19 protein-coding genes are annotated in these 25,088 nt (G+C 70.2%); 11 read left to right on the top strand and 8 right to left on the bottom strand.

Going from position 1 to position 25,088, the window contains the following annotated elements:
- Positions 1-138: 138 nt before the first annotated feature.
- The 5 genes from fbaA to ald all read left to right on the top strand — a co-directional run bounded on the left by fbaA (position 139) and on the right by ald (position 6,133).
- Positions 139-1,161: a class II fructose-bisphosphate aldolase gene (fbaA, locus tag D8M39_RS01050; protein WP_055084213.1), complete on the top strand. Its 1,023-nt coding sequence runs from the start codon at positions 139-141 to the stop codon at positions 1,159-1,161.
- Between the two features lie 82 nt (positions 1,162-1,243).
- Positions 1,244-2,638 carry a M20 family metallopeptidase gene (locus D8M39_RS01055; protein ID WP_126874213.1) on the top strand — a complete coding sequence of 465 codons (1,395 nt, stop codon included), beginning with the start codon at positions 1,244-1,246 and terminating at the stop codon, positions 2,636-2,638.
- A gap of 63 nt (positions 2,639-2,701) precedes the next feature.
- A complete protein-coding gene (locus D8M39_RS01060) occupies positions 2,702-4,336 on the top strand; it encodes an AbgT family transporter (protein WP_094393165.1) in 1,635 nt (544 codons plus the stop codon).
- Between the two features lie 90 nt (positions 4,337-4,426).
- Positions 4,427-4,849: a DUF3151 domain-containing protein gene (locus tag D8M39_RS01065; RefSeq protein ID WP_232300277.1), complete on the top strand. Its 423-nt coding sequence runs from the start codon at positions 4,427-4,429 to the stop codon at positions 4,847-4,849.
- Positions 4,850-5,044: 195 nt separating this feature from the next.
- Entirely contained in the window at positions 5,045-6,133 is a 1,089-nt protein-coding gene (gene ald, locus D8M39_RS01070) for an alanine dehydrogenase (RefSeq protein WP_055084221.1), read from the top strand.
- 158 nt (positions 6,134-6,291) lie between these two features.
- Here ald and D8M39_RS01075 read toward each other — a convergent pair whose 3' ends face one another.
- Positions 6,292-7,797 carry an amino acid permease gene (locus tag D8M39_RS01075; RefSeq protein ID WP_055084223.1) on the bottom strand — a complete coding sequence of 502 codons (1,506 nt, stop codon included), beginning with the start codon at positions 7,795-7,797 and terminating at the stop codon, positions 6,292-6,294.
- Between the two features lie 39 nt (positions 7,798-7,836).
- Here D8M39_RS01075 and D8M39_RS01080 point away from each other — a divergent pair, with 39 nt between their 5' ends.
- Positions 7,837-9,015, top strand: a complete 1,179-nt coding sequence (locus tag D8M39_RS01080; RefSeq protein ID WP_126874214.1) for a polysaccharide pyruvyl transferase family protein — start codon at positions 7,837-7,839, stop codon at positions 9,013-9,015.
- Positions 9,016-9,238: 223 nt separating this feature from the next.
- On the opposite strand, the gene D8M39_RS01085 is transcribed toward D8M39_RS01080, so the two are convergent.
- Complete coding sequence (locus tag D8M39_RS01085; protein WP_126874215.1) at positions 9,239-13,099, bottom strand: S8 family serine peptidase; 3,861 nt, start codon at positions 13,097-13,099, stop codon at positions 9,239-9,241.
- Positions 13,100-13,353: 254 nt separating this feature from the next.
- Between D8M39_RS01085 and D8M39_RS01090 the strand changes: the two genes are divergently transcribed.
- Positions 13,354-14,643, top strand: a complete 1,290-nt coding sequence (locus tag D8M39_RS01090) for an adenylosuccinate synthase (RefSeq protein ID WP_094393161.1) — start codon at positions 13,354-13,356, stop codon at positions 14,641-14,643.
- A gap of 186 nt (positions 14,644-14,829) precedes the next feature.
- On the opposite strand, the gene D8M39_RS01095 is transcribed toward D8M39_RS01090, so the two are convergent.
- From D8M39_RS01095 to D8M39_RS01105, 3 genes are all read right to left on the bottom strand, one after another.
- Complete coding sequence (locus D8M39_RS01095) at positions 14,830-16,224, bottom strand: amino acid permease (RefSeq protein ID WP_238693903.1); 1,395 nt, start codon at positions 16,222-16,224, stop codon at positions 14,830-14,832.
- Between the two features lie 280 nt (positions 16,225-16,504).
- Positions 16,505-16,846, bottom strand: coding sequence for a DUF202 domain-containing protein (locus D8M39_RS01100; RefSeq protein ID WP_126874217.1), 342 nt, complete (start codon positions 16,844-16,846; stop codon positions 16,505-16,507).
- Positions 16,843-17,238 carry a YidH family protein gene (locus tag D8M39_RS01105; protein ID WP_238693896.1) on the bottom strand — a complete coding sequence of 132 codons (396 nt, stop codon included), beginning with the start codon at positions 17,236-17,238 and terminating at the stop codon, positions 16,843-16,845. Before D8M39_RS01105 ends, D8M39_RS01100 begins: the two co-directional genes overlap by 4 nt.
- Before the next feature lie 152 nt (positions 17,239-17,390).
- Here D8M39_RS01105 and D8M39_RS01110 point away from each other — a divergent pair, with 152 nt between their 5' ends.
- Complete coding sequence (locus D8M39_RS01110; protein WP_194074918.1) at positions 17,391-17,921, top strand: DUF4190 domain-containing protein; 531 nt, start codon at positions 17,391-17,393, stop codon at positions 17,919-17,921.
- Positions 17,922-18,008: 87 nt separating this feature from the next.
- Here the strand turns inward: D8M39_RS01110 and D8M39_RS01115 are convergent, their stop codons facing one another.
- Positions 18,009-20,003 (bottom strand): M13 family metallopeptidase, encoded by a 1,995-nt coding sequence (locus tag D8M39_RS01115; RefSeq protein WP_094393156.1) that lies wholly within the window; start codon positions 20,001-20,003, stop codon positions 18,009-18,011.
- A gap of 478 nt (positions 20,004-20,481) precedes the next feature.
- On the opposite strand from D8M39_RS01115, the gene D8M39_RS12530 reads away from it, so the two are divergent.
- Entirely contained in the window at positions 20,482-20,649 is a 168-nt protein-coding gene (locus D8M39_RS12530) for a hypothetical protein (RefSeq protein ID WP_153245893.1), read from the top strand.
- A gap of 11 nt (positions 20,650-20,660) precedes the next feature.
- Complete coding sequence (locus D8M39_RS01120) at positions 20,661-21,023, top strand: hypothetical protein (protein WP_094393155.1); 363 nt, start codon at positions 20,661-20,663, stop codon at positions 21,021-21,023.
- Here the strand turns inward: D8M39_RS01120 and D8M39_RS01125 are convergent.
- A complete protein-coding gene (locus tag D8M39_RS01125) occupies positions 21,020-21,937 on the bottom strand; it encodes a serine hydrolase (protein ID WP_126874218.1) in 918 nt (305 codons plus the stop codon). The two genes, D8M39_RS01120 and D8M39_RS01125, sit on opposite strands and share 4 nt — an antisense overlap.
- Positions 21,927-22,817 carry a LysR family transcriptional regulator gene (locus D8M39_RS01130; RefSeq protein WP_055082351.1) on the bottom strand — a complete coding sequence of 297 codons (891 nt, stop codon included), beginning with the start codon at positions 22,815-22,817 and terminating at the stop codon, positions 21,927-21,929. The genes D8M39_RS01125 and D8M39_RS01130 overlap by 11 nt, the downstream gene beginning before the upstream one ends.
- A gap of 106 nt (positions 22,818-22,923) precedes the next feature.
- Between D8M39_RS01130 and D8M39_RS01135 the strand changes: the two genes are divergently transcribed.
- Positions 22,924-24,894, top strand: coding sequence for a penicillin-binding transpeptidase domain-containing protein (locus D8M39_RS01135; RefSeq protein ID WP_161971370.1), 1,971 nt, complete (start codon positions 22,924-22,926; stop codon positions 24,892-24,894).
- The last annotated feature ends 194 nt before the right edge of the window (positions 24,895-25,088 follow it).

Consider the following 25,088-nt stretch of genomic DNA (forward strand, 5'->3'; position numbering starts at 1 on the left):
CGCCCCGCAAGGTGGGGCTTGTGGTGGGTTGGAACCATAGCGCGGATCACAGGTGCCCGCCCCCGGTCGCCTAGACTGGGAAGAGGCCTCAGGCCACGGTCCAACCGTGCATCGGGAACCCAGAAGAAGGAGCACACCATGCCCATCGCAACCCCTGACGTTTACTCCGAGATGATCGACCGTGCCAAGGAGAAGGGCTTTGCCTACCCGGCCATCAACGTGACCTCCTCGCAGACCCTGAACGCCGCGATCCGCGGCTTCGCCGAGGCGGGCTCGGACGGCATCATCCAGGCCTCCACCGGCGGCGCCGCGTACTGGTCCGGTGCGTCCGTGAAGAACATGGTCACCGGTTCGCTGGCCATGGCCGCGTTCGCGCGCGAAGTGGCGAAGAACTACGACGTCAACATCGCCCTGCACACGGACCACTGCCCGAAGGACAAGCTCGAGGGCTTCGTGCTGCCGTTGCTCGCCGAGTCCGAGAAGGCCGTGGCCCGCGGCGAGGACCCCATCTTCCAGTCGCACATGTGGGACGGATCCGCGATCCCCCTGGACGAGAACCTCAAGATCGCCCAGGAGCTGCTGGAGCGCACCAACAAGGCGCACATCATCCTGGAGGTGGAGATCGGCGCCGTCGGCGGTGAGGAGGACGGCGTGGTCGGCGAGATCAACGACTCCCTCTACACCACCGTGGCGGACGGCATGAAGACCATCGAGGCGCTCGGCACCGGTGAGAAGGGCCGCTACATCACCGCCCTGACCTTCGGCAACGTCCACGGCGTCTACAAGCCCGGCAACGTGCGCCTGCGCCCGGAGCTCCTCAAGGAGATCCAGGACGAGGTGGGCAAGAACATCGGCAAGGACCGCCCGTTCGACCTCGTGTTCCACGGCGGCTCCGGCTCCACCGCCCAGGAGATCGCGGACGCGGTGTCCTACGGCGTGATCAAGATGAACGTGGACACGGACACCCAGTACGCGTTCACCCGCCCCGTGGCCGGCTTCATGCTGCGCAACTACGACGGCGTCCTGAAGGTTGACGGCGAGGTCGGCGACAAGAAGAAGTACGACCCCCGCGTGTGGGGCGCCGAGGCGGAGGCTGGCATGGCCGCCCGCGTAGTGGAGGCCTGCCAGAACCTCGGTTCCGCGGGCACGTCCATCAAGTAGCACCACCCGCACTGCTCCGGCGCCCCGCACGCGAACGTGCGGGGCGCCGCTGTGTCCCACGACACTTGTTACCCTCCAGGACATGGGAGCCAGCACCGAACAGTCCGAGAGTCCCGACCGAACCGCCGAGCGCGTCGCCGCGGTCCCGGAGCCGTCCACCGCGTACCTGCACCAGCTGCGGCGGGACACCGAGCGGCGCAAGGGCGAGCTCAGTCACCACCTGCGGGAGCACGACGGTGCGACGGAGGATCTGCAGTCCCGGCTCGAGTCCCTCGTGGACGCCCAGGCCGAGGGGCTGACCCGGATCCTGCACCTGCTCCACGAGAACCCGGAGACGGCGTTCCAGGAGCACCGCGCCGCCGAGTGGATCGTGGAGTACCTGGCGGCGCACGACATCGCCGCGCAGTGCCCTGCCCACGGGCTGGACACCGCCGTCCGCGCGGAGCTGGAGTCCGAGGGCTTCGACCCTGCCCGCCACCGCACGATTGCGTTGATGTCCGAGTACGACGCGCTGCCGGGGATCGGGCACGGCTGCGGCCACAACGTGATCGCGGTGACCGGGCTGGGCGCGTTCGTGGCGCTCGTGGAACTGCTGCGAGAGGACCCGGGGGCCTTCTCCGGCCGGGTGGTCTACCTGGGCACTCCCGCCGAGGAGGGCGAGGGCGGCAAGGAGATCATGGCGCGGGCCGGTGCGCTGGACGGGGTCGACGCCGCCGCGATGGTCCACCCGTACCCCGCGGACCTCGTGGACCAGGTCTGGCTCGGGCGTCGCCAGTGCTCGGTGACGTTCCACGGCCGCGCGTCCCACGCCTCCGCCCACCCGTTCATGGGCCGCAACGCGCTCGACGGCGCCGTGCTCGCCTACCAGGGGCTCGGCCTGCTGCGCCAGCAGACCCCTCCCACGGACCGCATCCACGCGGTGCTGCCGCAGGGCGGGGAACGGCCGAACATCATCACGGAGACCGCCGCCCTGCAGCTCTACGTCCGCTCCCAGCATCCGGAGACGCTCGCGGCACTCTCTCAGCGGGTGACCGAGGTGATGGAGGGCGCCGCGCTGATGGCCGGGGTGGGCGTGAGCATCGAGTGGGACTCCTCGCCGGCCACGCTGCCGGTGCTGGGCAACGGACCGCTGTCCGACCGCTGGGTACTGGCCCAGCGACGTCGTGACCGGGAGCCGTACCCCGCCGGGACCGTGTCCGAGGTGCTGGCCGCCTCCACAGACTTCGGCAACGTCAGCTACCGCGTGCCCGGGATCCACCCGCTGATCGGGATCGTGGGCGAGGACACCGGGCTGCACTCGCGCGAGTTCGCCGCCGCGGCCGCCACGCCGCAGGCCGAGCGCGCAGGTGTGGACGGTGCCTACGGGCTGGCCGCCGTGGCACTGGACTACCTCGCGGACGACGCCCTGGCCCGCGACGTCGCCGAGGACTTTCGTGCCAACGGCGGCGGGGTCTCCGTGCCCGACTACTTCGACTGACCCCGACGACCCCGTACGCCGTGAGCCGCCCCGCGCGCTCGTCCCGACCACCACGGAGCACCCATGAATGCCACCGCGACCACCAGGCGCAGCCTGGGGGACCGACTCCTCACGGGCATCGAACGGATGGGCAACAAGCTGCCCGAGCCGTTCGCGCTGTTCACCATCCTCTTTCTGCTCACCGCGGCGGTGTCCACGGCCATGGCCTGGGCGCACGTGCAGGTGCAGGTTCCCGGCACCGAGGACCCCGTGGCGGTCAGGGGGCTGTTCACCGGTGAGGGCATCGCGTGGTTCACCACCACGGTGGGAGAGAACTACATCGGATTCCCGCCGCTGGTCACCGTGGCCACGATCCTGCTGGCCATCGGGATCGCGGAGAAGTCCGGGTTCCTGGCCGCGGCCATCCGATTCACGATCGGCAGCGCCCCGCGGTGGCTGCTGCCCTACACCGTGGGGTTCGTGGGCGTGGTGGGCTCGATCATGGCGGACTCGGCGTTCGTGGTGATCCCGCCGCTCGCGGCGCTCGCCTTCAAGGCGGCGGGCCGCCACCCCGTGGCGGGGCTGCTGGGCGGCTTCGCGGCCGCGGGCGCCGGGTACTCCACGAACATCTTCCCGACCTCGCTCGACGCCCTGTTCGCGGGCATCACCAACGCGGTGATCCCCACCGTGCCGGCGCTCGCGGAGAGCGCCACCGAGGTGAACCCGCTGTCCAACTACTGGTTCAACATCGTGGCCGCGCTTGTGCTGTCCCTCGTGGCGGGGTGGGTCATCGGCAGAATCGTGGAGCCGCGCGTGGAGCGGGCGGGTGTCTCCCGGGACGAGGTCAACCCGGAGACCGCCCAGCTCATGACGGACACCCGTGCCATCCGGATCGTGGGGGACGAGCAGACCGTGGCCGAGTCCCGAGAGCCGGACGTGGAGGCGGCGCTGTCTCCGAGGGAGAAGAAGGCCCTGGCGTGGGCGTGCACCGCGTTCATGCTGATCGGCGTGGCCATGGTGGTCTTCGCCCTGCTGCCGGACTCGCCATGGCGCAACGAGGCCGGGCACTTCCTGCCCAAGTCCCCGTTGCTGGCGTCCATCGTGTTCATCATCTTCGTGTTCTTCTCCGTGAGCGGCTACGTCTACGGCCGGGTGGCGGGAACCGTCCGCGGGTTCCGGGACGTGCCCGTGATGATGGGTGCCGCCCTGCGGGACATGATCTCGTTCCTGGTGCTGGCGTTCGTGCTGGGGCAGTTCATCGCCCTGTTCAACTGGTCCGGGATCGGCTCGTGGATCGCCGTGACGGGCGCCGAGGGGCTGCAGAACGCGGGGGTGAGCGGGTTCCCCGTGATCATCGGGTTCATCGTCCTGTGCTCCCTGCTGAACCTGTTCATCATCTCCGGCTCCTCCATGTGGACGCTCATGGCCGCCGTGTTCGTGCCCATGTTCGGGATCCTCGGCTTCGAGCCCGCGTTCATCCAGGCCGCGTTCCGCGTGGGGGACTCCGCCACCCAGGTCATGACGCCGCTGAACCCCTACATGGTGGTGCTGCTGACCATGCTCAGGAAGTACGAGCCCTCCGCCGGGCTCGGCACGGTGATGGCCCGCATGATCCCCTTCGTGGTGCCCTTCTGGGTGGTGTGGGTGCTCATCCTCACGCTGTTCTACGTGCTGGACCTGCCCCTGGGCCCGGGCGTGGGAATCATGATCGGGGACTGAGGCCACCCTGGTGGCGAACGGCCTGGAGCGGCGTCGTCGTGCGTGCGTACAGTGACAGCGAACCCCGCACGACCGTGGAAAGGAACCACCGTGGCACTGCTCGGCAAGAACCTGCTGGACGAACCCGCCCCCACCTACCTGGAGGAGAACCCGGAGCTCGCCGCCCGCTTCGACGCGGGTGACGAGGCCGAGGACCTCGCCGCCGCGTTCCCCAAGGAGCAGCTGCCGTGGGCCATCCTCGCGGAGGAGGCGCTCGCGGACGGCCGCACCCTGGAGGGCTACGCGTACGCGCGGGTGGGCTACCACCGCGGCCTGGACGCCCTGCGCGGGCACGGCTGGAAGGGCCACGGCCCCGTGCCGTACTCCCACGAGGCGAACCGCGGGTTCCTGCGGGCCCTGGCCGCCCTCGGCCAGGCCGCCGCGCAGATCGGCGAGACGGATGAGGCCGCGCGGATCGAGAAGTTCCTGGACGACTCCGATCCGGAGGCCGCCGCCCAGATCCAGGCCCGCTGAGGGCAGCGCCGACCGGGCGCTGAGCCGCCCGGTCCCGAGGGCCCGTTCCCGGTGGGGACGGGCCCTCGGTCACATTGGGCGTTCCCCTGTCCCGCAGCGGTGGTGCCGGGCACAATGAGGGCACAGCCGGGGCTCACCGCCGAGCCTGAGCGCATCCCCTCCGGACGGCGCGCCCCACGAGAGGAGCGTGCCGTCATGAGAATCTCCGTACCCCGCGAGATCAAGCCCGAGGAGGCCCGCGTGGGCCTCACGCCCACCATGGTCACCGCGCTGGTCGCCCAGCACCACGAGGTCTTCGTGGAGGAGTCCGCGGGCCTGGGCGCGGGATTCGCCGACGACGACTACCGCGCCGCCGGCGCGCACGTCACCTCCCAGGAGGAGACCTGGGCGCAGGCCGAGCTGCTCGTGAAGGTCAAGGAGCCCGTGGGCACCGAGTACCGCTTCCTCCGCCCGGACCTCACGCTCTTCACGTACCTGCACCTGGCCGCGAGCCGGGGGCTGACCGAGGCCATGCTGGAGAGCGGCGTCACCGGCATCGCCTACGAGACCGTGCGTGTGGGCCGGGTGCTTCCCCTGCTGCGCCCGATGTCAGAGATCGCGGGGCGCCTGGCGATCGTGAACGCCGCCCACCACCTGCAGTTCCACGCCGGTGGCCCCGGGATCCTGCTGGGCCGCGTCCCCGGCGTGGTGCCGTCCACGGTGCTGGTGATCGGCGGCGGAACCGTGGGCGAGCACGCCGCCCGGGCCGCCGTGGGAGCGGGCGCGGACGTCACCATCCTGGAGGCCAACGGGGACAGGCTCCGGCAGCTGGACACGCTCTTCCCCAACGCGCGCGTGCTGATGAGCGACGCCCACCGGATCGAGGAGGAGCTGCCCCGCGCGGACGTGGTGGTCGGCTCCGTCCTCATCCCCGGCGCTGCGGCTCCCAAGCTCGTGCGGCGCGAGCACCTGGCGCTGCTCAAGCCCCACGCCCTGCTGGTGGACGTGGCCGTGGACCAGGGCGGGTGTTTCGAGACCACGCGCCCCACCACCTACCACGACCCGGTGTATTCCGTGGACGGCATCCGCCACTACTGCGTGGCCAACCTCCCGGGCGCGGTGCCTGTGACGGCCACGCAGGCGCTGACCCACGCGACCACGCCGTACGTGATGGCGCTCGCCGGGGGAGTCGACGCCGCCCTCGCCGCCGACGCCGCCCTGGCCGCCGGGCTCTCGACCCGCGCCGGGCAGCTGTGCTCACCGGGTGTGGCGGCCGCCTTCCCGGACCTGCCCGCCGCGCTGTGACGGTGCGGGCCCGTGGCGGGCGGTGCAGGACACTCCACCGCGTGACGGCATGACCGCCGTGACGGCGTGAGGAGGCCCCCGGTCCGCGGACCGGGGGCCTCTTTCGTCCCGTCCATGAGGGGCGGGTCAGGTGCGCGGTGGAAAAGCCGCGTCGGGGCTCAGACCAGGGGAGCGGCGTCGTCGTGCGCGGCACTGTCACGCGAGGCGCCGGAACCCGGGCGCTCGGCGTCGTCGCCCCGGAGGAGGAGCTTGCAGGCCAGCGCGATCAGGCAGACCAGCACGAACGTGGCGATGAACTGCAGGCGCACCGAGGGGTCCAGCAGGCCGAGGACCACGATGGCCGCGAGCAGTGCCAGCGCGAAGTAGGACAGCCACGGGAACGCCCACATCTTCAGCGGGGAGGACACCCCGGCGCGGTCCGCGCGGCGGCGCAGGATGATCTGCGAGACCAGGGCCACGCCCCACACCACCAGGCACGTGGAGCCGATGACGTTGAGCATCACGTTCAGCACCGTCTCCGGCCACACGTAGTTCAGGACCACGGCGATGAACCCGAACGCCACGGAGGCCACCACGGCGGCCCGCGGCACGCCGCGCTCGCTGGTGCGGCCCAGGGCGCGGGGTGCGGAGCCGCGGCGGGCCAGGGAGAAGAGCATGCGCGAGCTGCCGTAGATGTTGGCGTTCAGGGCGGAGAGCAGCGCCAGGATGATCACCACGGTCATCAGGACGTCCGCGCCGGGAATGCCCGCCTCGGTGAGGACCGCGACGAACGGGCTGGAGGACAGGCCCTCGTTGTTCCACGGCAGCACCAGGACCATGACCGTCACGGAGCCCACGTAGAAGATGAGGATGCGCACCAGGATGGTGCGGATGGCGCGGGCCACGTTGGTCTGCGGGTCCTCGGTCTCGGCGGCGGCAATGGTCACGAGCTCCGTGCCGCCGAAGGCGAAGACCACCACGAGCAGCGCGGCGGCCACCCCCGTGAGCCCGTTGGGCATGAACCCGCCGTGCTCCGTGAGGTTGGACAGTCCCGGGTTCGGGGCGGGCAGCACGTTCAGCAGCATGAGGACACCCACCACCAGGAAGCCCACCACGGCGGCCACCTTGAGCAGGGCGAACCAGAACTCCGTCTCGCCCAGCGTGCCCACGCGCACCAGGTTGATGACGGTGAACGCCACCATGAAGACCAGCGCCCACACCCACTGGGGCAGCCCCGGCCACATCTCCGTGACCAGCTGGGCCGCCGCTGTGGCCTCTGCGGCCACCACCACCACGATCTGCGCCCACCACAGCCACCCGAGGGCACGGCCCATGGTCGGTCCCATGGCCTTTCCGGCATACGTGGAGAACGCCCCGGAGGACGGGTCTGCCGCGGCCATCTCGCCCAGCGCCCGCATCACGAGCACCAGCAGCGTGCACGCCACGAGGTAGGAGATCAGCACCGCGGGCCCGGCCGTCTTGATGGCCGCACCCGTGCCCACGAACAGCCCCGTGCCGATCGCCGAGCCCAGCGCCATCATCACCAGGTGACGGGGCTTGAGGTAGCTGCTCTGCGCCGGCTGCGACGGTGCCTGCGGGGAGTGCTCGCGGTTTCCGCCGTGGATCACGCTCGACGAGCTGCGCGGCGCGGGCGAGGGATCCTGGGGTGAGCGCGGGGAGGTCATGGGAGAAGAGGTTACCGGGCTCACGGGTAGCCTGCGTTCATGCGCACCCTCCTGAAGGACCACCGCCGCGTCCCGGCCTCCCGCAAGCCGCCGATCTACCTGATCTCCTGGGCGGGCTACCCGAACTTCGGGGACGAGCTGATCGCGGCGGCGTGGGTCAACCACCTCGCGAAGGTCGCCCCCACCACGGACGTGTGGCTGGACGTGCGCGAACCCGGAACCGTCACCGCCCTGCTGCGCGGGCTGCATCCCCGCCTGCACGTGGTGAACACCCTCTTCCGCGCGATGCACGAGATGGACCACGGCTCAGTGCGCTCCATGCAGAGTCTGATCGCGGACCTCGGCTCGCCCAAGTACGACGCCGGGCTGCTCGCCCTGCGCGAGGCGGCCACCGTGCACCTGGTGGGCGGCGGGGTGCTGCACCGGGACTGGATCGAGAACTTCCGGATCGTGGAGGCCATGCGCGCGGTGCGCGAGCTCACCGGGGCGCGGCTGTTCGCCACGGGCCAGGGGCTCATGCCCTTCGCCGGGGACACGCTCGCGGACCTGGACCACCTCAGTGTGCGCGACCGCCCGAGTGCCGAGGCCGCGGGCGTGTCCCCGGGGTTCGACGACGCGTTCCTCCTGGCCGAGGACCCGCGCCACGCCCGCGCCCTCGGACTCCGGGCCGGGCAGAAGGGTGAGGGCGCGGCCGCCGTGGGCGCCCCGAGCGAAGTGGTGGTGTGCGTGCAGTCGGACACCCTCGCGGAGGGGGCGTTCGAGCGGATGCTGGACTACACCCGCGCCCAGCTGCGGCGCTGGGACCTGCCGCGCGAGTCCGTGCGCTACCTTGAGGCGATCCCCGGGGAGGACCACCTGGGCTGGGAGCGGCTGCGCGACGTCGTCGCCCCTGACGGGTTCATCCCGTTCCAGGCCGCGTGGGACGGCGGGTTCAGCTTCGGCCCGCACCAGGTGTGGCTCACCACCCGCTTCCACCACCACCTCGTGGCCGCCCTGCACGGGGCCAGGGGTGTGGCGCTCAGCGGCAAACCCGGGTACTACGACGTCAAGCACCAGTCCGTGGTGGACGTCGGCTCCCGCTGGAACGTGGTCCACGCGGACGGGGCCGCTGACGAGGAGGCGCAGACAGTGGGCCTCGAGCAGCTGACGGCGCCGGGGAGTTTCGGCGAGGCCGTGGCCGCCAAGCGGGACGAGGCGGCTCTCCTGTACGGACGGTAGACCGCGCCCGGTGCCGTTCCCAGGACACCGAGCGGGGTCCGGGCTCGGGGTCGGAGACCGGGCCCGCGCAGGTCCACCGCAGCTCCACCGCAGGAACCGGCCGCAAGCTGCCACGCGCCGTCGGGCACGGGAAGGGCCCGTGGCCCCCACAGTGTGGGTGCCACGGGCCCTCGTGCCGGGGCGGTCTGCCGATGTCTCGGAGACCCCCCCCCGGGCCGGATCCCTACTTCAGCTGGTCGTAGCGGAAGAGGAACGCGGCCATCTGGTCACGCTGCACGGCCTGACCGGGACGGAATGTGCCGTCCGACCAGCCCTTCGCGATGCCCTGCCCGTTCATCCACGAGATCTCCTTGTAGAAGACGTCCGTGGTGCGCACGTCCTTGAAGGGGGAGACCTTCGGGGCGGTGTAGGAGGGCGAGCCCGCCATCCGGTAGAAGAACGCCGCCATCTGCTCACGGCTGATCTTCTGGGTGGGGCGGAAGGTGCCGTCTGACCAGCCCTTGGTGATGCCCTGCTCGCTCAGCCAGGAGATCTCCTTGTAGAAGACGTGGTTGGTGGGCACGTCCTTGAAGGGAGACTTCGTGGGAGGCGTGTACTGCGGGGAACCGGCCATCCGGTAGAGGAACGCGGCCATCTGGTCACGCTGCACGGGCTGGGTGGGGCGGAAGGTGCCGTCCGGCCAGCCCTTGGTGATGCCCTTGCTCGCGAGCCAGGAGATCTCCGAGTGGAAGACGTAGTTCTTCGGCACGTCCTTGAACATCGGGTCCTGCGCCTCGGGGACCGACGCCGCGGGCTGGACCCGCTTCACCTCGGCCTTCGCGCCGTCCTCGCCCTTGTGGATGCCGGAGAGGTCCCCGGTGCCGTTGTGCAGGTGCAGGAACAGCGCCTCGCCCTGGGCCTTGTCCGAACCGCGGTGCGCGGTCAGCTTCTTGCCGGGCAGGTCCGTGAACAGCGAGTTGTTGAACTTCTCCCCGCGGAACGAGACGGTCGGGGTCACCGGGTTGAACGAGATCGTCTTGGTCTCGTCCACCGTGCCGTCGATGTTCGCGGAGTAGGTGGAGACCTGGTAGTTCAGCTTGGTGTCGCTCTTGGCGGGGTCGATGCCCAGCTTCGCGGTGCTCACGGGCAGGACCACGGCGTTGGTGTCGAAGGTGTTCGTGTCCGTGTCGCCCCAGGAGCCGTTCACGGGCTGGCGGTCGATCACCTTCAGCTCGCCGTTGACGTAGCCGTAGAGGTTCGCCACCGGGTAGTCCAGGCCGTCCGCTCGGCCCAGGGCCACGTAGTGGTCGGCCCGGCCGTTGCCGGTGCTGTCGATGGCGATCCGGATCTCGGCGTCCGGCTTCATGGTGCTGGCGTTGCCCCAGCTGGAGACACCGAAGTTCACCAGGCCGTCCCTGGCGGCGTCCCCCTTGTCAGCCTTCAGCTGCGGGAGATTTGAGGACGCGCCCACGTACTGCAGGTCTGCGAACTGGGAGTTGCCGCCGGCCAGCTTGGTGGACGCCAGACGGTCGGACTTCGCACCCAGCTCGAAGGCGCCGACGGCGGACTTCCAGCCGCCCTGGTCCACTCCGGTTCCGGTCAGGGGGACGGTGGCGTCACCCTGCTTGTCCCACTGGTTCAGTGCGGCGCCGTCCACGCGCATGTCTGCCACGGGCTTCGGGGCGATCGAGACCGGGACGCGCATGTCCTGGCCCTTCTCGCTCAGCACCAGGCGGCCGGACTCGGTGGCCAGGAACTGACGGGCGAGACCCAGCTGGGTCACGGCCTCCGAGGGGTCGTGGGTCTTCTCCAGCTTCGCCCGGTCCACGGTGGCGGTCACCTTGACGGTGGTCTTGCCGCCCTTGGGCACGGTGACCGAGGCCGGTGCGGTGATGCTCACGCCCGGGACCTCGGTGGAGGGGTCGAAGCGCACCTGGTAGGTGTGCGCGGCCCCGCCGGTGTTGTCCACCACGAGCTCACGGGAGAAGGTGTCCCTCGCGTTCCTGATCTCGGTGACCCCGAAGGTCGAGGAGACCACGGACGTGTCCGCCTTGTCGTAGACCATGACGTCCTGGTTCACGGCGCGCAGCGCATCCACGCGGCCCGAGCCCACGCGGTCCACCGCGGAGGTCTTGCCGTTCGCCGCGTGGACGTCGTGAACCGCCGAGTTCATGATGGCGGACTTGATGTTCTGCGGGCTGTAGTTCTGGTGCTTCTGCTGCACCAGGGCGGCGATGCCGGCCACGTGCGGGGTGGCCATGGACGTGCCCGTCTTGACCGAGACACCGTTGCCCATGGACACGCCGGCCGAGCCGATGTTGGTGCCGGGAGCCGCGACATCCGGCTTGAGCACGCCGTTGCTGCCGTGCTGGCCGCGGGACGTGGAGTCGTTGACCTGGTCCTTGGAACCGGTGTCCGTCCTGGCTGCGCCGATCCACTCCGGGGCCAGCTTGATCTTCGCCCCGCCGGTCTGCACTGCGGGCTTGATCTTGTCCACGGACTTCTTGCCCATCAGCAGACCCGGGATCTTGGCGTTGCCGGCGATCGCAGAGGGGTCCACCGCGTAGTCGGACTCGAGCACCACGCCCTTGCCCCCGGCGGCCGCCACGTTGTCGAAGCGCACCTTCGAGCCGCAGGGGAACGGGCCGTTGTCCTCCCAGTCGAGCATGACCCACTTGCCCGCGAAGTTCTGCGAGAACGGGGTGCAGCCGAACTTGTTGTCCGCGGGGGCCGCCACGATGTCACCCTGCAGGTCCTCGGGCTTCGCGCCGGAGTAGTCGTAGCTGCCGCTGTAGGAACCGGTCAGCTCACCCTTGGCGCTGTCCGGGGAGAGCGCCTGCGCCTTGTCCTGGGCCGCCGTGCTGCCCTGTGAGTTGGCCACGGTCAGGGCGGAGCGGGCGCTGCCCGGGGAGCCGGAGATCTCGTGGAAGTCCCCGGCGTTGCCCGCGGCGATCACGGAGAGGATGCCCTGCCGTGACAGGGCGTCGATCAGGTCGTTCTGGGGATCGTCCGCCGGGCCGAAGTCGGAGCCCAGGGACATGTTGACGATGTCCGCCTTGTCCGAGAAGTCCCCGTCCATGTTGGGGTCCAGGGTGCGGTCCAGCGCGTTGATCGTGAGGTTTGTGGAGCCCTCGCAGCCGAAGACGCGGAAGCTCATCAGCTGGGCCTCGGGCGCGGTGCCCGGGCCGATCTTCATCTTCTTGACCTGGTCCTCGGTCAGCTTGGTGAAGTCGCCCTTGAAGGTCTTGCCGTCCGCGCCGACGCCGTAGCCGGCCGTGGTGCCTGCCACGTGCGTTCCGTGTCCACCCGCCTCGCAGTCCAGCGGGTTGGAGTCCGGCTTCGGCACGCTGCCGGCCACGCGGGCGTCGTAGGAGTCGCCGGCGAGGTCGTAGCCGCCCACGAACTTCTTGGGGTCGTACAGGCCCGAGTCCTTGCCCGGCAGCTCGGTCGAGGCCTTGGCCTTCTTGTAGCCGTCCGTGGTGCCCGGGCCGCCGAAGTCCGCGTGGGTGTAGTCCAGGCCGGAGTCGATGACCGCGACCTTCACGTCCTTGCCCGTCTGGCCGGTCTGGGCCCACGAGTTCAGGGCGCTGGTGTCCACCACGGAGCCGGCGTTGCTGCGGTACTGGGGGGTGATCTTTGAGATCTTGACGACCTCGGAGCGCTTGGCGAGATCCCGCAGCTGGGCGGCGTCGCCCTGCAGGGCCACGCCGCGCAGGGCGTTGGCGGTCGTGTAGAGCAGGTCGGAACTGGATTCGGAGGCCAGGGATGATGCGGCGCTCTGAACCGACTGGCGGATGGCCTGCACCTGCGCCGCGGCCTGCACCGGATCCTGGGTGCCGGTGCGCACGCCCTCCGGTTGGGTGGCCTCGAAGGCGCTCGGGCCCTGGAGTTGGACGAAGACGGCTACCTGGCCCTCGGCGTCCTTGAGGTCCGAGCTGATCAGGCGGTCCGGGCCCTGGGGGTTGAGGTCGTCCGCGGGGGCGCCCGGGGGGACCTCGACGGCGCTCGCCGGCAGCACTGTGCCCAGGGCCAGTGTCAGGCCGAGGGCCGTGGCCAGGCAGGTCTTGGCGGCTCTGCCACGACCTGCCCCTGTCTCATGATTCATGGTGTGTTCCTTTGCCCGTCGAGTAATGCAGTCAGACGCATCACAGTGTCCCCAAGAGTGCGCTCTGACATGCGCAAAAGCAACAATTTCGTCCAAATTCCCTGTGTCGACACTGATTGTGACCTGTGTGACGCCGTTCACCGCCCGGTCTCAACCGCTGTTCCGGCCCGACCGGCCTCCGGAGGGCTTGGCCGGGTAGACTGGGCTGCTGGTTCCTCCGGCCGTCGGGCCACACCCGGATAGAGAGTGTTTCCATGCCAGCAATCGTGATAGTCGGCGCCCAGTGGGGCGATGAAGGCAAGGGCAAGGCCACGGATCTCCTGGGCGGCCGCGTGGACTACGTGGTCAAGCCCAACGGTGGCAACAACGCCGGCCACACCGTGGTGGTGGGCGGTGAGAAGTTCGAGCTCAAGCTCCTTCCCGCGGGCATCCTGAGCCCCAACGCGACCTCCGTGATCGGCAACGGCGTGGTCATCAACCCGCAGGCCCTCTTCGAGGAGATCGACGGTCTGGAAGCACGCGGTGCGGACACCTCCCACCTGCGCATCTCGGCGAACGCCCACCTGGTGGCGCCATACCACCAGACGCTCGACCAGGTCACGGAGCGGTTCCTGGGCAAGCGCGCCATCGGGACCACCGGCCGTGGCATCGGCCCGTCCTACATCGACAAGGTGGGCCGGCTGGGCATCCGGGTGCAGGACCTCCTGGACGAGTCCATCCTGCGGCAGAAGATCGAAGGCGCCCTGCGGCAGAAGAACGAGCTGCTGGTCAAGCTCTACAACCGCCGCGCGTTCGAGGTGGACGAGATCGCGGACTACTTCATGGGTTTCGCGGAGCGTATCGAACCCATGATCGTGGACGCCACGCGCATGCTCAACGAGGCCCTGGACCGTGACGAGGTGGTGCTCATGGAGGGCGGCCAGGCCACGTTCCTGGACGTGGACCACGGCACCTACCCCTTCGTGACCTCATCCAATCCCACGGCCGGCGGCGCGTGCATCGGGTCCGGCGTGGGCCCCACGCGGATCACCCGGGTGATCGGCATCCAGAAGGCGTACACCACACGCGTGGGCGCCGGTCCGTTCCCCACCGAGCTCTTCGACGAGATGGGCGAGCGGTTGCGCACCACGGGCGGCGAGTTCGGGGTCAACACGGGCCGCCCACGCCGCACGGGCTGGTACGACGCCGTGATGGCCCGCCAGGCCGCGCGCATCAACGGCTTCACGGACCTGTTCATCACCAAGCTGGACGTGCTGACCGGGATCCCGCAGATCCCCGTGTGCGTGGCCTACGAGGTGGACGGCCAGCGCTTCGACGAGATGCCCATGACCCAGTCGGACTTCCACCACGCCAAGCCGGTCTACGAAATGTTCCCCGGCTGGAAGGAAGACATCACCGGCGCGCGCACCCTCGAGGACCTGCCGCGCAACGCCCAGGACTACGTGGCCGCACTGGAAGACCTCTCCGGGTGCCGGATCTCCGCCATCGGCGTGGGACCGGATCGCGACGACACCATCGTCGTTCGGGACCTGATCTCGGACTAAACGGCCGAAGTCGCCTTGCCCGGTGCCAGGGTCCCGGGTGCACGGCGACCCCTGCCAGTGCAGGATTCTGACAGGTGGGGGTTCCCGGCGGATGCAGGATCCCGGTTCCCACGGAACCGGGGCGGAGATGTGTGCGAGGTGCGTGGGCGGCGGCGTCCATGACGGGGGACGACGCCGCCGGGCGGCTCAGTGGTGCGCCGGGGAGACGTCCGCGGTGCGCAGGTCCACGGGCTCGTCCTTGGTGACCAGCTTGTGGCCGAGCCACAGGGCCAGGAAGATCGGCAGACCCAGGTAGGAGGACAGCAGGCTCAGGGGGTTGACGTCCCCAGCAGTGAAGAGGCTGTAGCCCTGCCCCACGATCACGACGGCGCACATGACAAGTGCGATCACGGGCCCCAGGGGAAAGAAGCTCGCCCGGTAGAGCAGGTTCTTCGGGTCCCCGCCCTGCAGCACGTACGCCTTGCGGAAGCGGTAGTGGCTCCAGGCAATGCCCATCCACACGATGAATCCGGCCAGGCCGGAGGCGTTGATGAGCCACACGTACGCCTCGCCCTCACCGATCAGGGTGGTGAGGAAGCAGAACATGCCGATCAGGGTGGTGGCAAGCAGCGCGTACATGGGTACGCCGCGGCGGTTGACCTTTGCCAGGAACCGCGGGGCCTTGCCGCTCTTCGCAAGAGCGTAGAGCATGCGCGTGGAGGCATACAGGCCGGAGTTGCCCGCCGAGAGGATGGCCGTGAGGATCACCGCGTTCATGACGGAGGCCGCGGCCAGCACGCCCGCGTGCTCGAACACCAGGGTGAAGGGGGAGATGGAGACGTCCTGCACGTCGCTCGCGAGCAGGTGCGGATCGGTGTAGGGGATCAGGAAGCCGATCACCGTGATGGCACCGATGTAGAAGAGCAGGATGCGCAGGAACACGGTGCGGATGGCCTTGGGGACCGTCTTGCCGGGGTTCTCGGCCTCGCCGGCGGCCACGCCCACGAGCTCCGTGCCCTGAAAGGAGAAGCCCGCGACCATGAAGATGGCCATGATGCCCGTGAAGCCGTTGACGAACGGCGCCTCGCCCGCGGTCCAGTTGTGGAAGCCGGGGGAGGGCCCGCCCAGGATGCCCAGGATCATGAGCACGCCCAGCACCAGGAAGATCACCACCGTGATGACCTTGATGAGGGAGAACCAGAACTCGCCCTCGCCGTACGCGCGGGCGCTGAGGGCGTTGAGGGTGAAGAGGATGACCAGGAACAGTGCGGACCAGATCCACGCGGGGGTGTCCGGGAACCAGTAGCGCATCACGAGTGCTGCGGCCACGAGCTCCGCGGCCACGGTGATCGCCCAGTTGTACCAGTAGTTCCAGCCGATGGCGAAGCCGAACGAGCGGCTGATGTAGCGGGTGGAGTACTCCTCGAAGGAGCCGGCCACGGGCAGGTGCGTGGCCATCTCGCCGAGGGACTGCATGAGCAGCCACACCATGAAGCCGATGGCCGCGTAGGCCACGAGCGCGCCGCCCGGGCCTGCGGTGTTGATCGAGTTGCCGGAGGCCACGAACAGGCCGGTGCCGATGGCCCCGCCCATGGCGATCATGGTCAGGTGGCGGGGCTTCAGGGTGCGGTGCAGGGAACCGTCGGCCGGCTCATCCTGCCCGGTGCGCGGAGTATCTGGGTGGTGGGAATCGTGCGGGGCGGTCGGTGCGGGGACCGCCTGGCTGTTTCCCCCACCGGTCGAGGATGAGGCCACTGGGTGCTCCCAAAAGTGTTGGTCCGGTGCCGGCGCAGGAGGCGCGACGGCTGACCGCTATTATGCGGCGTCAGCCGATTCCGTGGCCCGTTCCCACGCCCGGGTGGGCGGAAGTGTCTACAACTCGTCAGAAAACGAGGATGGTGACGAGGCCAAGCGCCCCGAGCACCACGCACGCCCCGGCCGTCAGGCCCACGGCCACCGCGTCCGGGGTGAGCCGCTCCCCGGCGATCCCCGTGGCGGCGCGGCGGTAGCGGCGTCGCTGCGTCGCGTAGATCCCGCCCGCCAGGCACAGGGCCACAGCGAGCAGGCAGAGCACGAAGACACCGTGGGTGGGCAGCCAGCGCAGGTAGATGGCGGCCGCGGTGCACAGGGTCATCATGGTGCGGCCCCACGCCAGCGCGGTCCGCTCGGGCTGCAGCCCCGGGTCCTCGTGGGGGCAGGGCACGGAAGCGGGCGCGGCTCTCACCGGGTCAGCACCACCGCGACGAGCACGCCGGACGCAATCGCCCCGCCCACGGCCACGAGCGGTGCGATCAGCGGCAGCGGAAGGGGCGCCCCGTGGCGCATCGAGCGCTCCACGTTGAGCCAGCGAACGGCCGAGCCCGCACTGAGAAGCATGCCGAGCAGTAGCAGGACCACGGCCAGAAGCTTCCGCACGACCAGGTCGAAGACGTCACCCGTGAATGCCTCCACGGCTATGCCTCCGGCCAGGAACGCGAGCGAAGTGCGGATCCAGGCGAGGAACGTGCGCTCGTTGGCCAGGGTGAACCGCGGGTCCGGTTCCGTGCCGCCGCGCAGGAGCCGTTCGCTGACGGTTCCACGACGACGTCGCGCGGCAGGGTCTTCGGGGCGGGTCACGGTTCTCCTCGGGCTGGATGGGTGCGGCCACTTCCACCGATGGTATGCCGCGCCGTGCACGTGCGGGGCGGCGGAGAGGGTTATTGCCGGGGGTGTGACCCGTGCGACAGGATGGTCGTGTTCGCACATTGTCAAGGCACGGAGGTCAGATCGTGAGTACGAGCAACCAGCCCGCAGCAGGGGGTCAGCCCTCCGCGGATCGGCCCCAGGCGCGCGCCCAGGACGAGGCGAGCGGTGGCCAGAGGTGCTCCGGCGGCACGGGGCGAGGCCACGACGTCGACGGCCAGAACGCCCCGGCCCGCAACGGCGACGCACACGGGCGAGGGGCCATGACCGCCCCGACCAACTCGTACCAGCCCTACGCGCAGCCCACGGGCCGGTGGGAGTACGTCCCCGGCAGCCCGGAGGACGCCCAGCGGCAGCAGCAGGTGCTCAAGAGCACGGATGCCTCGCTCGTCCTGGGCATCCTCGGCGTCACGGTGCTGCCCCTCCTGGCCCCGTTCGCGGTGTGGCAGGCGTCCAAGGCCGAGAAGCTGGGCGGCCGCGCGACGGCTGGCAAGATCCTCGGCTGGGTGGGGGTGGCCCTGCTGATCCTGGTGGTGCTGTGGGTGATCTTCCTCATGGCCATCTGGGGGTTCGCGATGTCCGAGATGCAGGACCAGTTCAACAGCTCGAACGTCTGACCGGCGGCTCACGCACCGCACGGCAGTGGCCGGCACCCTCCTGGACGGAGAGTGCCGGCCACTGCCGTGTGCGAGGTGGCGCGGGTGTCACCAGATGCGCACGCGCTCCTCCTCCGGCAGCCACATGGCGTCCGCGTCCGTGACGTCGAACGCCTCGTAGAATGCGTCCACGTTGCGGGGCGTCTGGCTCGCGCGGAACTCTGCGGGGGAGTGCGGGTCGGTGGCGATCCGCGTGCGCAACGCCTCGTCGCGGGACTTCTCCCGCCACACGTAACCCCACGAGATGAACAGCCGCTGCGCCGGGGTGTATCCGTCGATGCTCTCGGTGTCCGGGTTCCCCTTCTTCCCCTGGGCCGTCTTCCATGCCTTGTGGGCAATGGACAGTCCGCCCAGGTCACCGATGTTCTCGCCCAGGGTGAGCTCGCCGTTGAGGTGCGGAGCGTCGTCGTCGCCGTCGAACTGTGCCGGGGACAGCGCCGCGTACTGGCTCACCAGCCGGGCCGTGCGCTCTTCGAACGCGCTGCGGTCCGCGTCCGTCCACCAGTTGCGCAGCTTTCCCTCGCCGTCGCACGTGGAGCCCTTGTCGTCGAAGCCGTGGCCGATCTCGTGGCCGATCACCGATCCGATGCCACCGTAGTTGACGGCGTCGTCCGCGTCCTCGTTGAAGAAGGGGGGCTGCAGGATGGCGGCCGGGAACACGATCTCGTTGCGCAGCGGGTGGTAGTACGCGTTGACCGTCTGCGGAGTCATCAGCCACTCGTGCCTCTCCACCGGCTTGCCAGCCTTGCGCGCGAGCTCGGCCACACCGAACTGAGCAGTGCGCACCACGTTGCCCACGAGGTCGTCTCCGCGGATCTCCAACGCCGAGTAGTCCTTCCACTTCTCTGGAAAGCCGATCTTGGGGGTGAAACCGGTGAGCTTGCGCAGCGCCTCCGCGCGGGTCTCCTCGGTCATCCAGTCGAGCGTCTCGATGGAGTCGCGGTAGGCCTCCAACAGGTTGGCCACCAGCTCGTCCATGCGGGCCTTGGCGGTGGGGGAGAAGTTCTCCGCCACGTACAGCTTGCCCACGGCCTCGCCCAGCGCGCCGTTGACCAGCGCGACGCCGCGCTTCCAGCGTTCGCGCAGCTGCGGTGTGCCGGACAGCGCCGTGCCGTAGAACGCGAAGTTCTCCGCCACGAACGCCTCGGGCAGGTAGGCCGCGCGCGCGGAGACCACGTTCCAGCGGGCCCAGGACTTCCACGCCTGCAGCTCGTCCTGCGTGAGCAGACCGTCCAGGCCGGTGAAGAAGCTCGGCTGCGCGTTGACCACCGTGCTCAGGTGCTCCGGGGTCAGCCCCACACCCTCCAGCACGGCGTTCCAGTCCAGGTTCTGCACCTGCCCGGCGAGCTCGTCGAAGCTCATGGGGTTGTACATCTTGGTCAGGTCCCGCACGGTCACCTTGTCCCAGTGGTGGGAGGCGATGCGCGTCTCCAGGTCCATGACCGCGCGAGCCTGCTGCGCGGCGTCGTCGTACCCCGCGAGCTCCAGCATCTTCTGGACGTGCGCCACGTACTTCTCGCGCAGGGACGCGTACTGCTCCTCGCGGTAGTACTCCTCATCCGGCAGTCCCAGCCCAGCCTGACCCACGAACACGAGGTTGCGCTGCGGGTCCCCCGGGTCCGAGTCCAGGTCGATGTCCAGCGCGGCACCCATCCCGCGGCGCATGGCCGTGCCGAACCAGCGGGACAGGGCGCGCGGCGAGTCGATCGCGGCCACGGCATCCAGGTCCTCGCGCAGCGGCTCGGTGCCGAGCGCCTCGATGCGCTCGGTGTCCATGAAGGACTCGAACAGCAGCGCGATCTTCGTCTCCGCGCTCTGCTCCGCGGACGACGCCGCCTGCTCACCGTCCGCGCTCGCGCCCGTGATGATCTCGCGCACCGCCTGCTCCGCCTTGTCGCGCAGCTCGATGAACGCGCCCGTGCTGGGCTTGTCGTCCGGGATCTCCGCGGTGCGCAGCCAGGCACCGTTGACGTGGCGGAAGAGGTCGTCCTGCGGGCGGACCGAGCGGTCGAAGCCCTCGAGGTCAAATACGGAAGTGGTCATGGTGCACACGCTAACGACACCGGCGCCGCGGCTCCACGGTCCGGCGGTGCCTTTTTCGGACAGCTAAACGAGGCGCGACCGGGGCCCCGGGGCACGATCCGCGCCCCGTTCTGCCCCCACCCCTCGAACAAAGTGCAGCTTGTGACGTTTCGCGGCCTGGTTTCGTCACAACCTGCACAAAATCCGGGGTGGTGGGCGGACAGGGCCGGGCACCGGGGAGGAGAAAGGCGGGATGCGCCGTTCACGACGCCGCCGCCCCGGGACCCTGCCCCTGCCACCCGTGTCACCCCTGCAAAAACTGAGCAAACGCACTCTGGGGCCCTCGATCGTGCGTTTGCTCCGTTAAAGATCGCACCGCGGGACCGGGTGCCGCGCCTCCCTGCGCGCCGCGGGGCGCAGGGCACCCCGGCTAGAGTTCCCACCACGGCACACAGTCGTGGGCTGTGGTGCACCCCAGCGACCCGGTGAGGAGAGGCCGATGGCTGAGAACGAGGGCGACACCCGGATGGGCGTGTGGATCGTGGCGTGGTCAGTGTGCACCGCTCTGCTCCTGTGGCTAATCGCGAGCTTCACGGAGCTGCCATGGGGGATCACGGTGTTCATGGTGCTGCTGCCGCTGGTACTGGGGCCCTCGCGTCCCTGGTGAGACGACGGCGCGTGACGGCCGCCCACGGAGAGTACGAGATCGAGACGCAGGCGGCGCGCAGCGAGGCGAGCCTCCTCGTCCCGGCAAGCCCGGAGGCGGTGAGGGAGGCTGTTCGCCACGCTGCCACGGGGCAGTTCCAGCTGGTCGACGAGCAGGGGGAGAAGCTGACCCTGCTGCGCCGTATGAACCTGGCGACCTGGGGCATGACTCTTCGCGTGATGGTGACGTCCACAGCGGAGGGAACCCGGATCCACGCTTTCGAGGAGCCCAGACTGGGGACCACGATCTTCGACTGGGGCCAGGGCAGACGGGACATCGTGCACCTCTTTGAACGGATCGAGGAACACCTCACGGGCCCCGTCCTGGAGGACTAGAGGAACTGCCGGTAGCTGCGCACGCAGTGCCGCGCGATCTGGCCGACGATCCTGTTGGACACCGCGATCTGCCGTTCGCGGCGCACGGAACGGGTCAGGACCGCCACCGCGATGGACTTCTCCCCGGGGTGGGAGATCACGCCGGCCTCGTGGCACAGCGCCCCGAACGATCCCGTCTTCGCGGCGACACCGGCCCCGGGGTAGGAGAAGGCCTCCGCGAACCGGTGGCCCCAGGCCTGCTGCGACATCACCTCGCGCATGAACGCGCACTGCGCAGTCGACGCGGCCCGGTCCTGCCAGATGGCGCACAGCAGCGCCACCAGGTCCGAGGCGGTGGTTGCGGAGACGAGCAGCGGGTCGTACCCGACGGGGTCGGGCACCAGGTAGGGATCCTGCGCCTGCTCCGTGCCCACGGACACTGCCTGCCCAGGGACGGCGTCGGGTGCGGGTCCCGGGCGGACGACGGTGCTGGACAGGCCCATTTCCCGCAGCACGTCCCGGATGCGGGCGTGGCCGACCTCGCGCAGCACGGCCTGCCCGGCGGCGTTGTCGGAGACGGTCATCATCAGCCGTACCAGGTCCCGCCACGAGATCCGCACCGGATCCTGGCAGATCGCGAGACCCGTGGGGCCGTCCGCCCTGTCCTCGGGGCGGAGGGTCACGAGCGCCGTCGGGTCCAGTTCACCGCGGTCCACCGCGCGGCAGAAGGCCACCATGACCACGAGCTTGTACAGCGACGCCGCCGGGAACGCCTCGTCCGCCCGCCACCCGAACGCGGGCAGCTCGGGGGCGTCGATCACGCGCACGGCCACGGCGCCCGTCATGTCCGCGTCCCGCAGGATCCCGGTGACGTCCTGGGCAAGGCGGCCCAGCACGGCGTCGGCCGCAGGTCGCTCCCACATCTCAGCGCTCACCGTCGCCACACCTGCTCAGGCACGTCTGCAGCAGGGTCGCGGCCTGCTGCGCCGGTGGCTCGGCGTCCGGGTGGTGGAGCACCCGGAGCCTGAGCGGCAGGACCCCGTCCTCCAGCGAGAGCCCGTCCATCCCGGGCGTCGCGTGCGGGACGAGGGCCGCGGCACCCGCCACCCGGATCTCGGCGGCGAGCTGCAGGGGGTCCGCGACCTCCTCGAGCCGGGTGGCCACCCCCAGGGACTCGAGTTCTGCTTCCAGGACGTCGTGCGCGGCGGGCCCGTCCGTGCGCGGCGCGGTGAGGAGCACGGGGCCGACGGCGCGGCGCAGCGCGCGACGGGGGACGGGCGGGTCCAGGACGGCGCTCGTGACCAGATCCTGGGCGACGGCCACCACGGGCAGGGCCACGAGCTCGTCGGTCACGATCGGCGCCACCACCACGCCCACCGCGGTGGGGTCGCCCCGCACCTCGCGCACGATCTCCGACGACGGCGCGCTCGCCCACCGCGCCCCGGCGAAGTCCTCCCCGGGCGCGAGAAGGCGGCTGCCCACCCATGCTGCGGGCAGGGAACGCGGCAGGAGCATCCGCACGGAGCGGTCCAGGAGCGCGACGTCCTCGCTCAGGGTGAGCACGCGCCGTCGTGCGGCCATCAGCTCCTGGGCCCGCGGGAGGAACGCCTGGCCGGCGGGGCTCAGGCTGACACCCCGGGCGTGGCGCAGGAACAGGGTCTCGCCCACGGCGGACTCGAGCCTGCGGATGGTCTGCGACAGCGGCGGCTGGGACATGCCGAGCATCTCGGCCGCCCGTCCGATGTGTCCGACCTCCGCGACCACCAGGAAGCACTCGACCCAGCGCAGCAGGTTGCCCGCCCGTTCGTGTTTCATATCTTCGAGCCTATGCCAGATGCCTCTTCAAAGTCTTGGACATATGGGATTCCCGTTCCCTACCGTGAACGAGTCACTGCAGGAACCCCAGGACGGAACCCTCACCATGCTCGATCCACTCGCTCGCCGCACGCACCGCCGGACCCTGGTGCTCGGCGTCGTCGCCGCCCTCTCGCTCAGCAGCTGCGGGGCACTGCAGGACGACGGCGCCCGGTCCGCCGCGGACGACCTCGCCCGCGGCCTGCACTCGGAGGACGTGTCCGGCCTCGCGTTCTCGAACGGGACGGGTGAGGAGGTGCAGACCGAGCTGGAACGGGTCCTGCGCACCACCGGAGGCATCGAACCGGACGTCACGGTCACGGGCACGGAGGTGGAGGGGGACACCGCGCGGGCGGAGCTCTCGTGGCGCTGGGACCTGCCCGCGACGGACGAGGACTGGACCTACACCACGGACGTGGACCTCATTCGCGCCGACGGCGGGTGGCGGTCCACGTGGCAGCCGTCGGTCGTGGAACCCGGGTTGAATGGGAACGAGGGGCTGCGCATCCGCACGGTCCAGCCGCAGCGCGGGGAGATCCTGGGCGCGGACGACGTGCCGCTGGCCATGTCCCAGCCCGTGCACCGCGTGGGCCTGGACCTCCGCAAGGTCCCGGCGGCCCAGCGCTCGGACGCGGCCACGGCTCTTGCGAAGGCGGTGGACATCGACGCCGGGACCTACCGGAAGGCGGTCTCCCAGGCGTCGGACGACGCGTGGGTCGAGGCCGTGACGCTGCGCGAGGAGGACTTCCGGGCCCTGGACGCGGCGCAGATGAAGAAGATCCCCGGCATGCAGGCCACGGAGGACACCCGCGTGCTCGGGCGGAGCAAGGGCTTCGCCGCCGAAACCATCGGCTCGGTGGTCGAGGCCACGGCGGAGGACCTCGAGAACTCGGACGGGGCACTCACCCGGGGCGCCTGGATCGGCCGCGGGGGCCTGCAGCAGGAGCACGAGGCGAGCCTGCGGGGCGCGCCGGGCGTCGTCGTCGACCGCGTGGGCACGAACCCGGACGGCAGCCTGGAACCCGGGCAGGTCCACCAGCTCGTGGCCCACGCCCCGCGCGCGGGCGAGGACCTGCACACGACGCTGGACGCCACCCTGCAGGAGGCCGCGCAGCGCGCGCTGGAGGACGTGGACTCGCCGTCCTCCGTGGTGCTCGTGCGGCCCTCCGACGGCGCCGTGCTGGCGGTCGCGAACGGTGCCGGTTCGAAGGGGTACCCCACGGCCACGCTCGGACAGTACGCCCCCGGCTCCACCTTCAAGATCGCCACCTCCCTGGCCATGCTGCGCAAGGGGGACACCCCGGACACCACCGTCGACTGCCCCCACACCTACGCCGCCGAGGGGACCAGCGTGGCGAACTTCTCCGGCTATCCGCAGCAGTTCGAGGGGCGGGTGCCGCTGCGCCAGGCGATCGCCCACTCGTGCAACACGGCGTTCGCCGCCCAGCACGGGCGGGTCTCGCAGCAGAACCTCGCGGAGGCCGCGGAGTCCCTCGGCGTGGGTGTGGACATGACCCCCGGCATACCGGTGTTCTCCGGCAGCATCCCGTCCGAGGAGCCGGCCGGTGAGCACGTGGCCGCCATGTTCGGGCAGGGGCGGACCCTCGTGTCCCCCTTCGGAATGGCGCGGTTCGTCGCCAGCGTGCAGGCCGGGAAGCTTGTGCAGCCCACGCTGCTCGCGGGTGACGAGGGGGCGGGCTCTGAGAGCGCGGGCGATGACGAGGCGGACGACGCCGCCGCGGCGCCGGCTCCGCGCGTCCCGCTGACCGCCGGGGAGTCCTCCGGCCTCCACACGCTGATGCGCGAGGTCGTGGCCAGCGGCCACCTGGAGGATCTCGGGTCCCTGTCCCCGGACACCGCCGTCGGCAAGACCGGCACCGCCGAGTACGGCAACGAGGACCCGCCCCGCACCCACTCGTGGGTGATCGCCGGGCACGAGGACCTCGCCGCCGCGGTGTTCGTGGAGGACGGGAACCTCGGGTCGATCACCGGAACCCCGATCATGCTGGACGTGCTGCGGGCCGCGCAGGGCTCCTGACGGGATGCGCCGTGGCATGGCACCGGCACCACCGCACATGAAGTGCAGCTTTTGACGTTCGGGGGCCCATTTCCGTCAAAAGCTGCACAAAACCCGTCGGAAACCGGCCGGTGAGGGCCCATCCGTGGGGAACCAGCCGGTGGGGGCGCTGTCGACCTCTGGACACCGTCATGCGTTCGGGCAGGGCAGCACGG

The organism is Kocuria sp. HSID17590, from assembly GCF_003989485.1.
GTDB lineage: Bacteria > Actinomycetota > Actinomycetes > Actinomycetales > Micrococcaceae > Kocuria > Kocuria salsicia.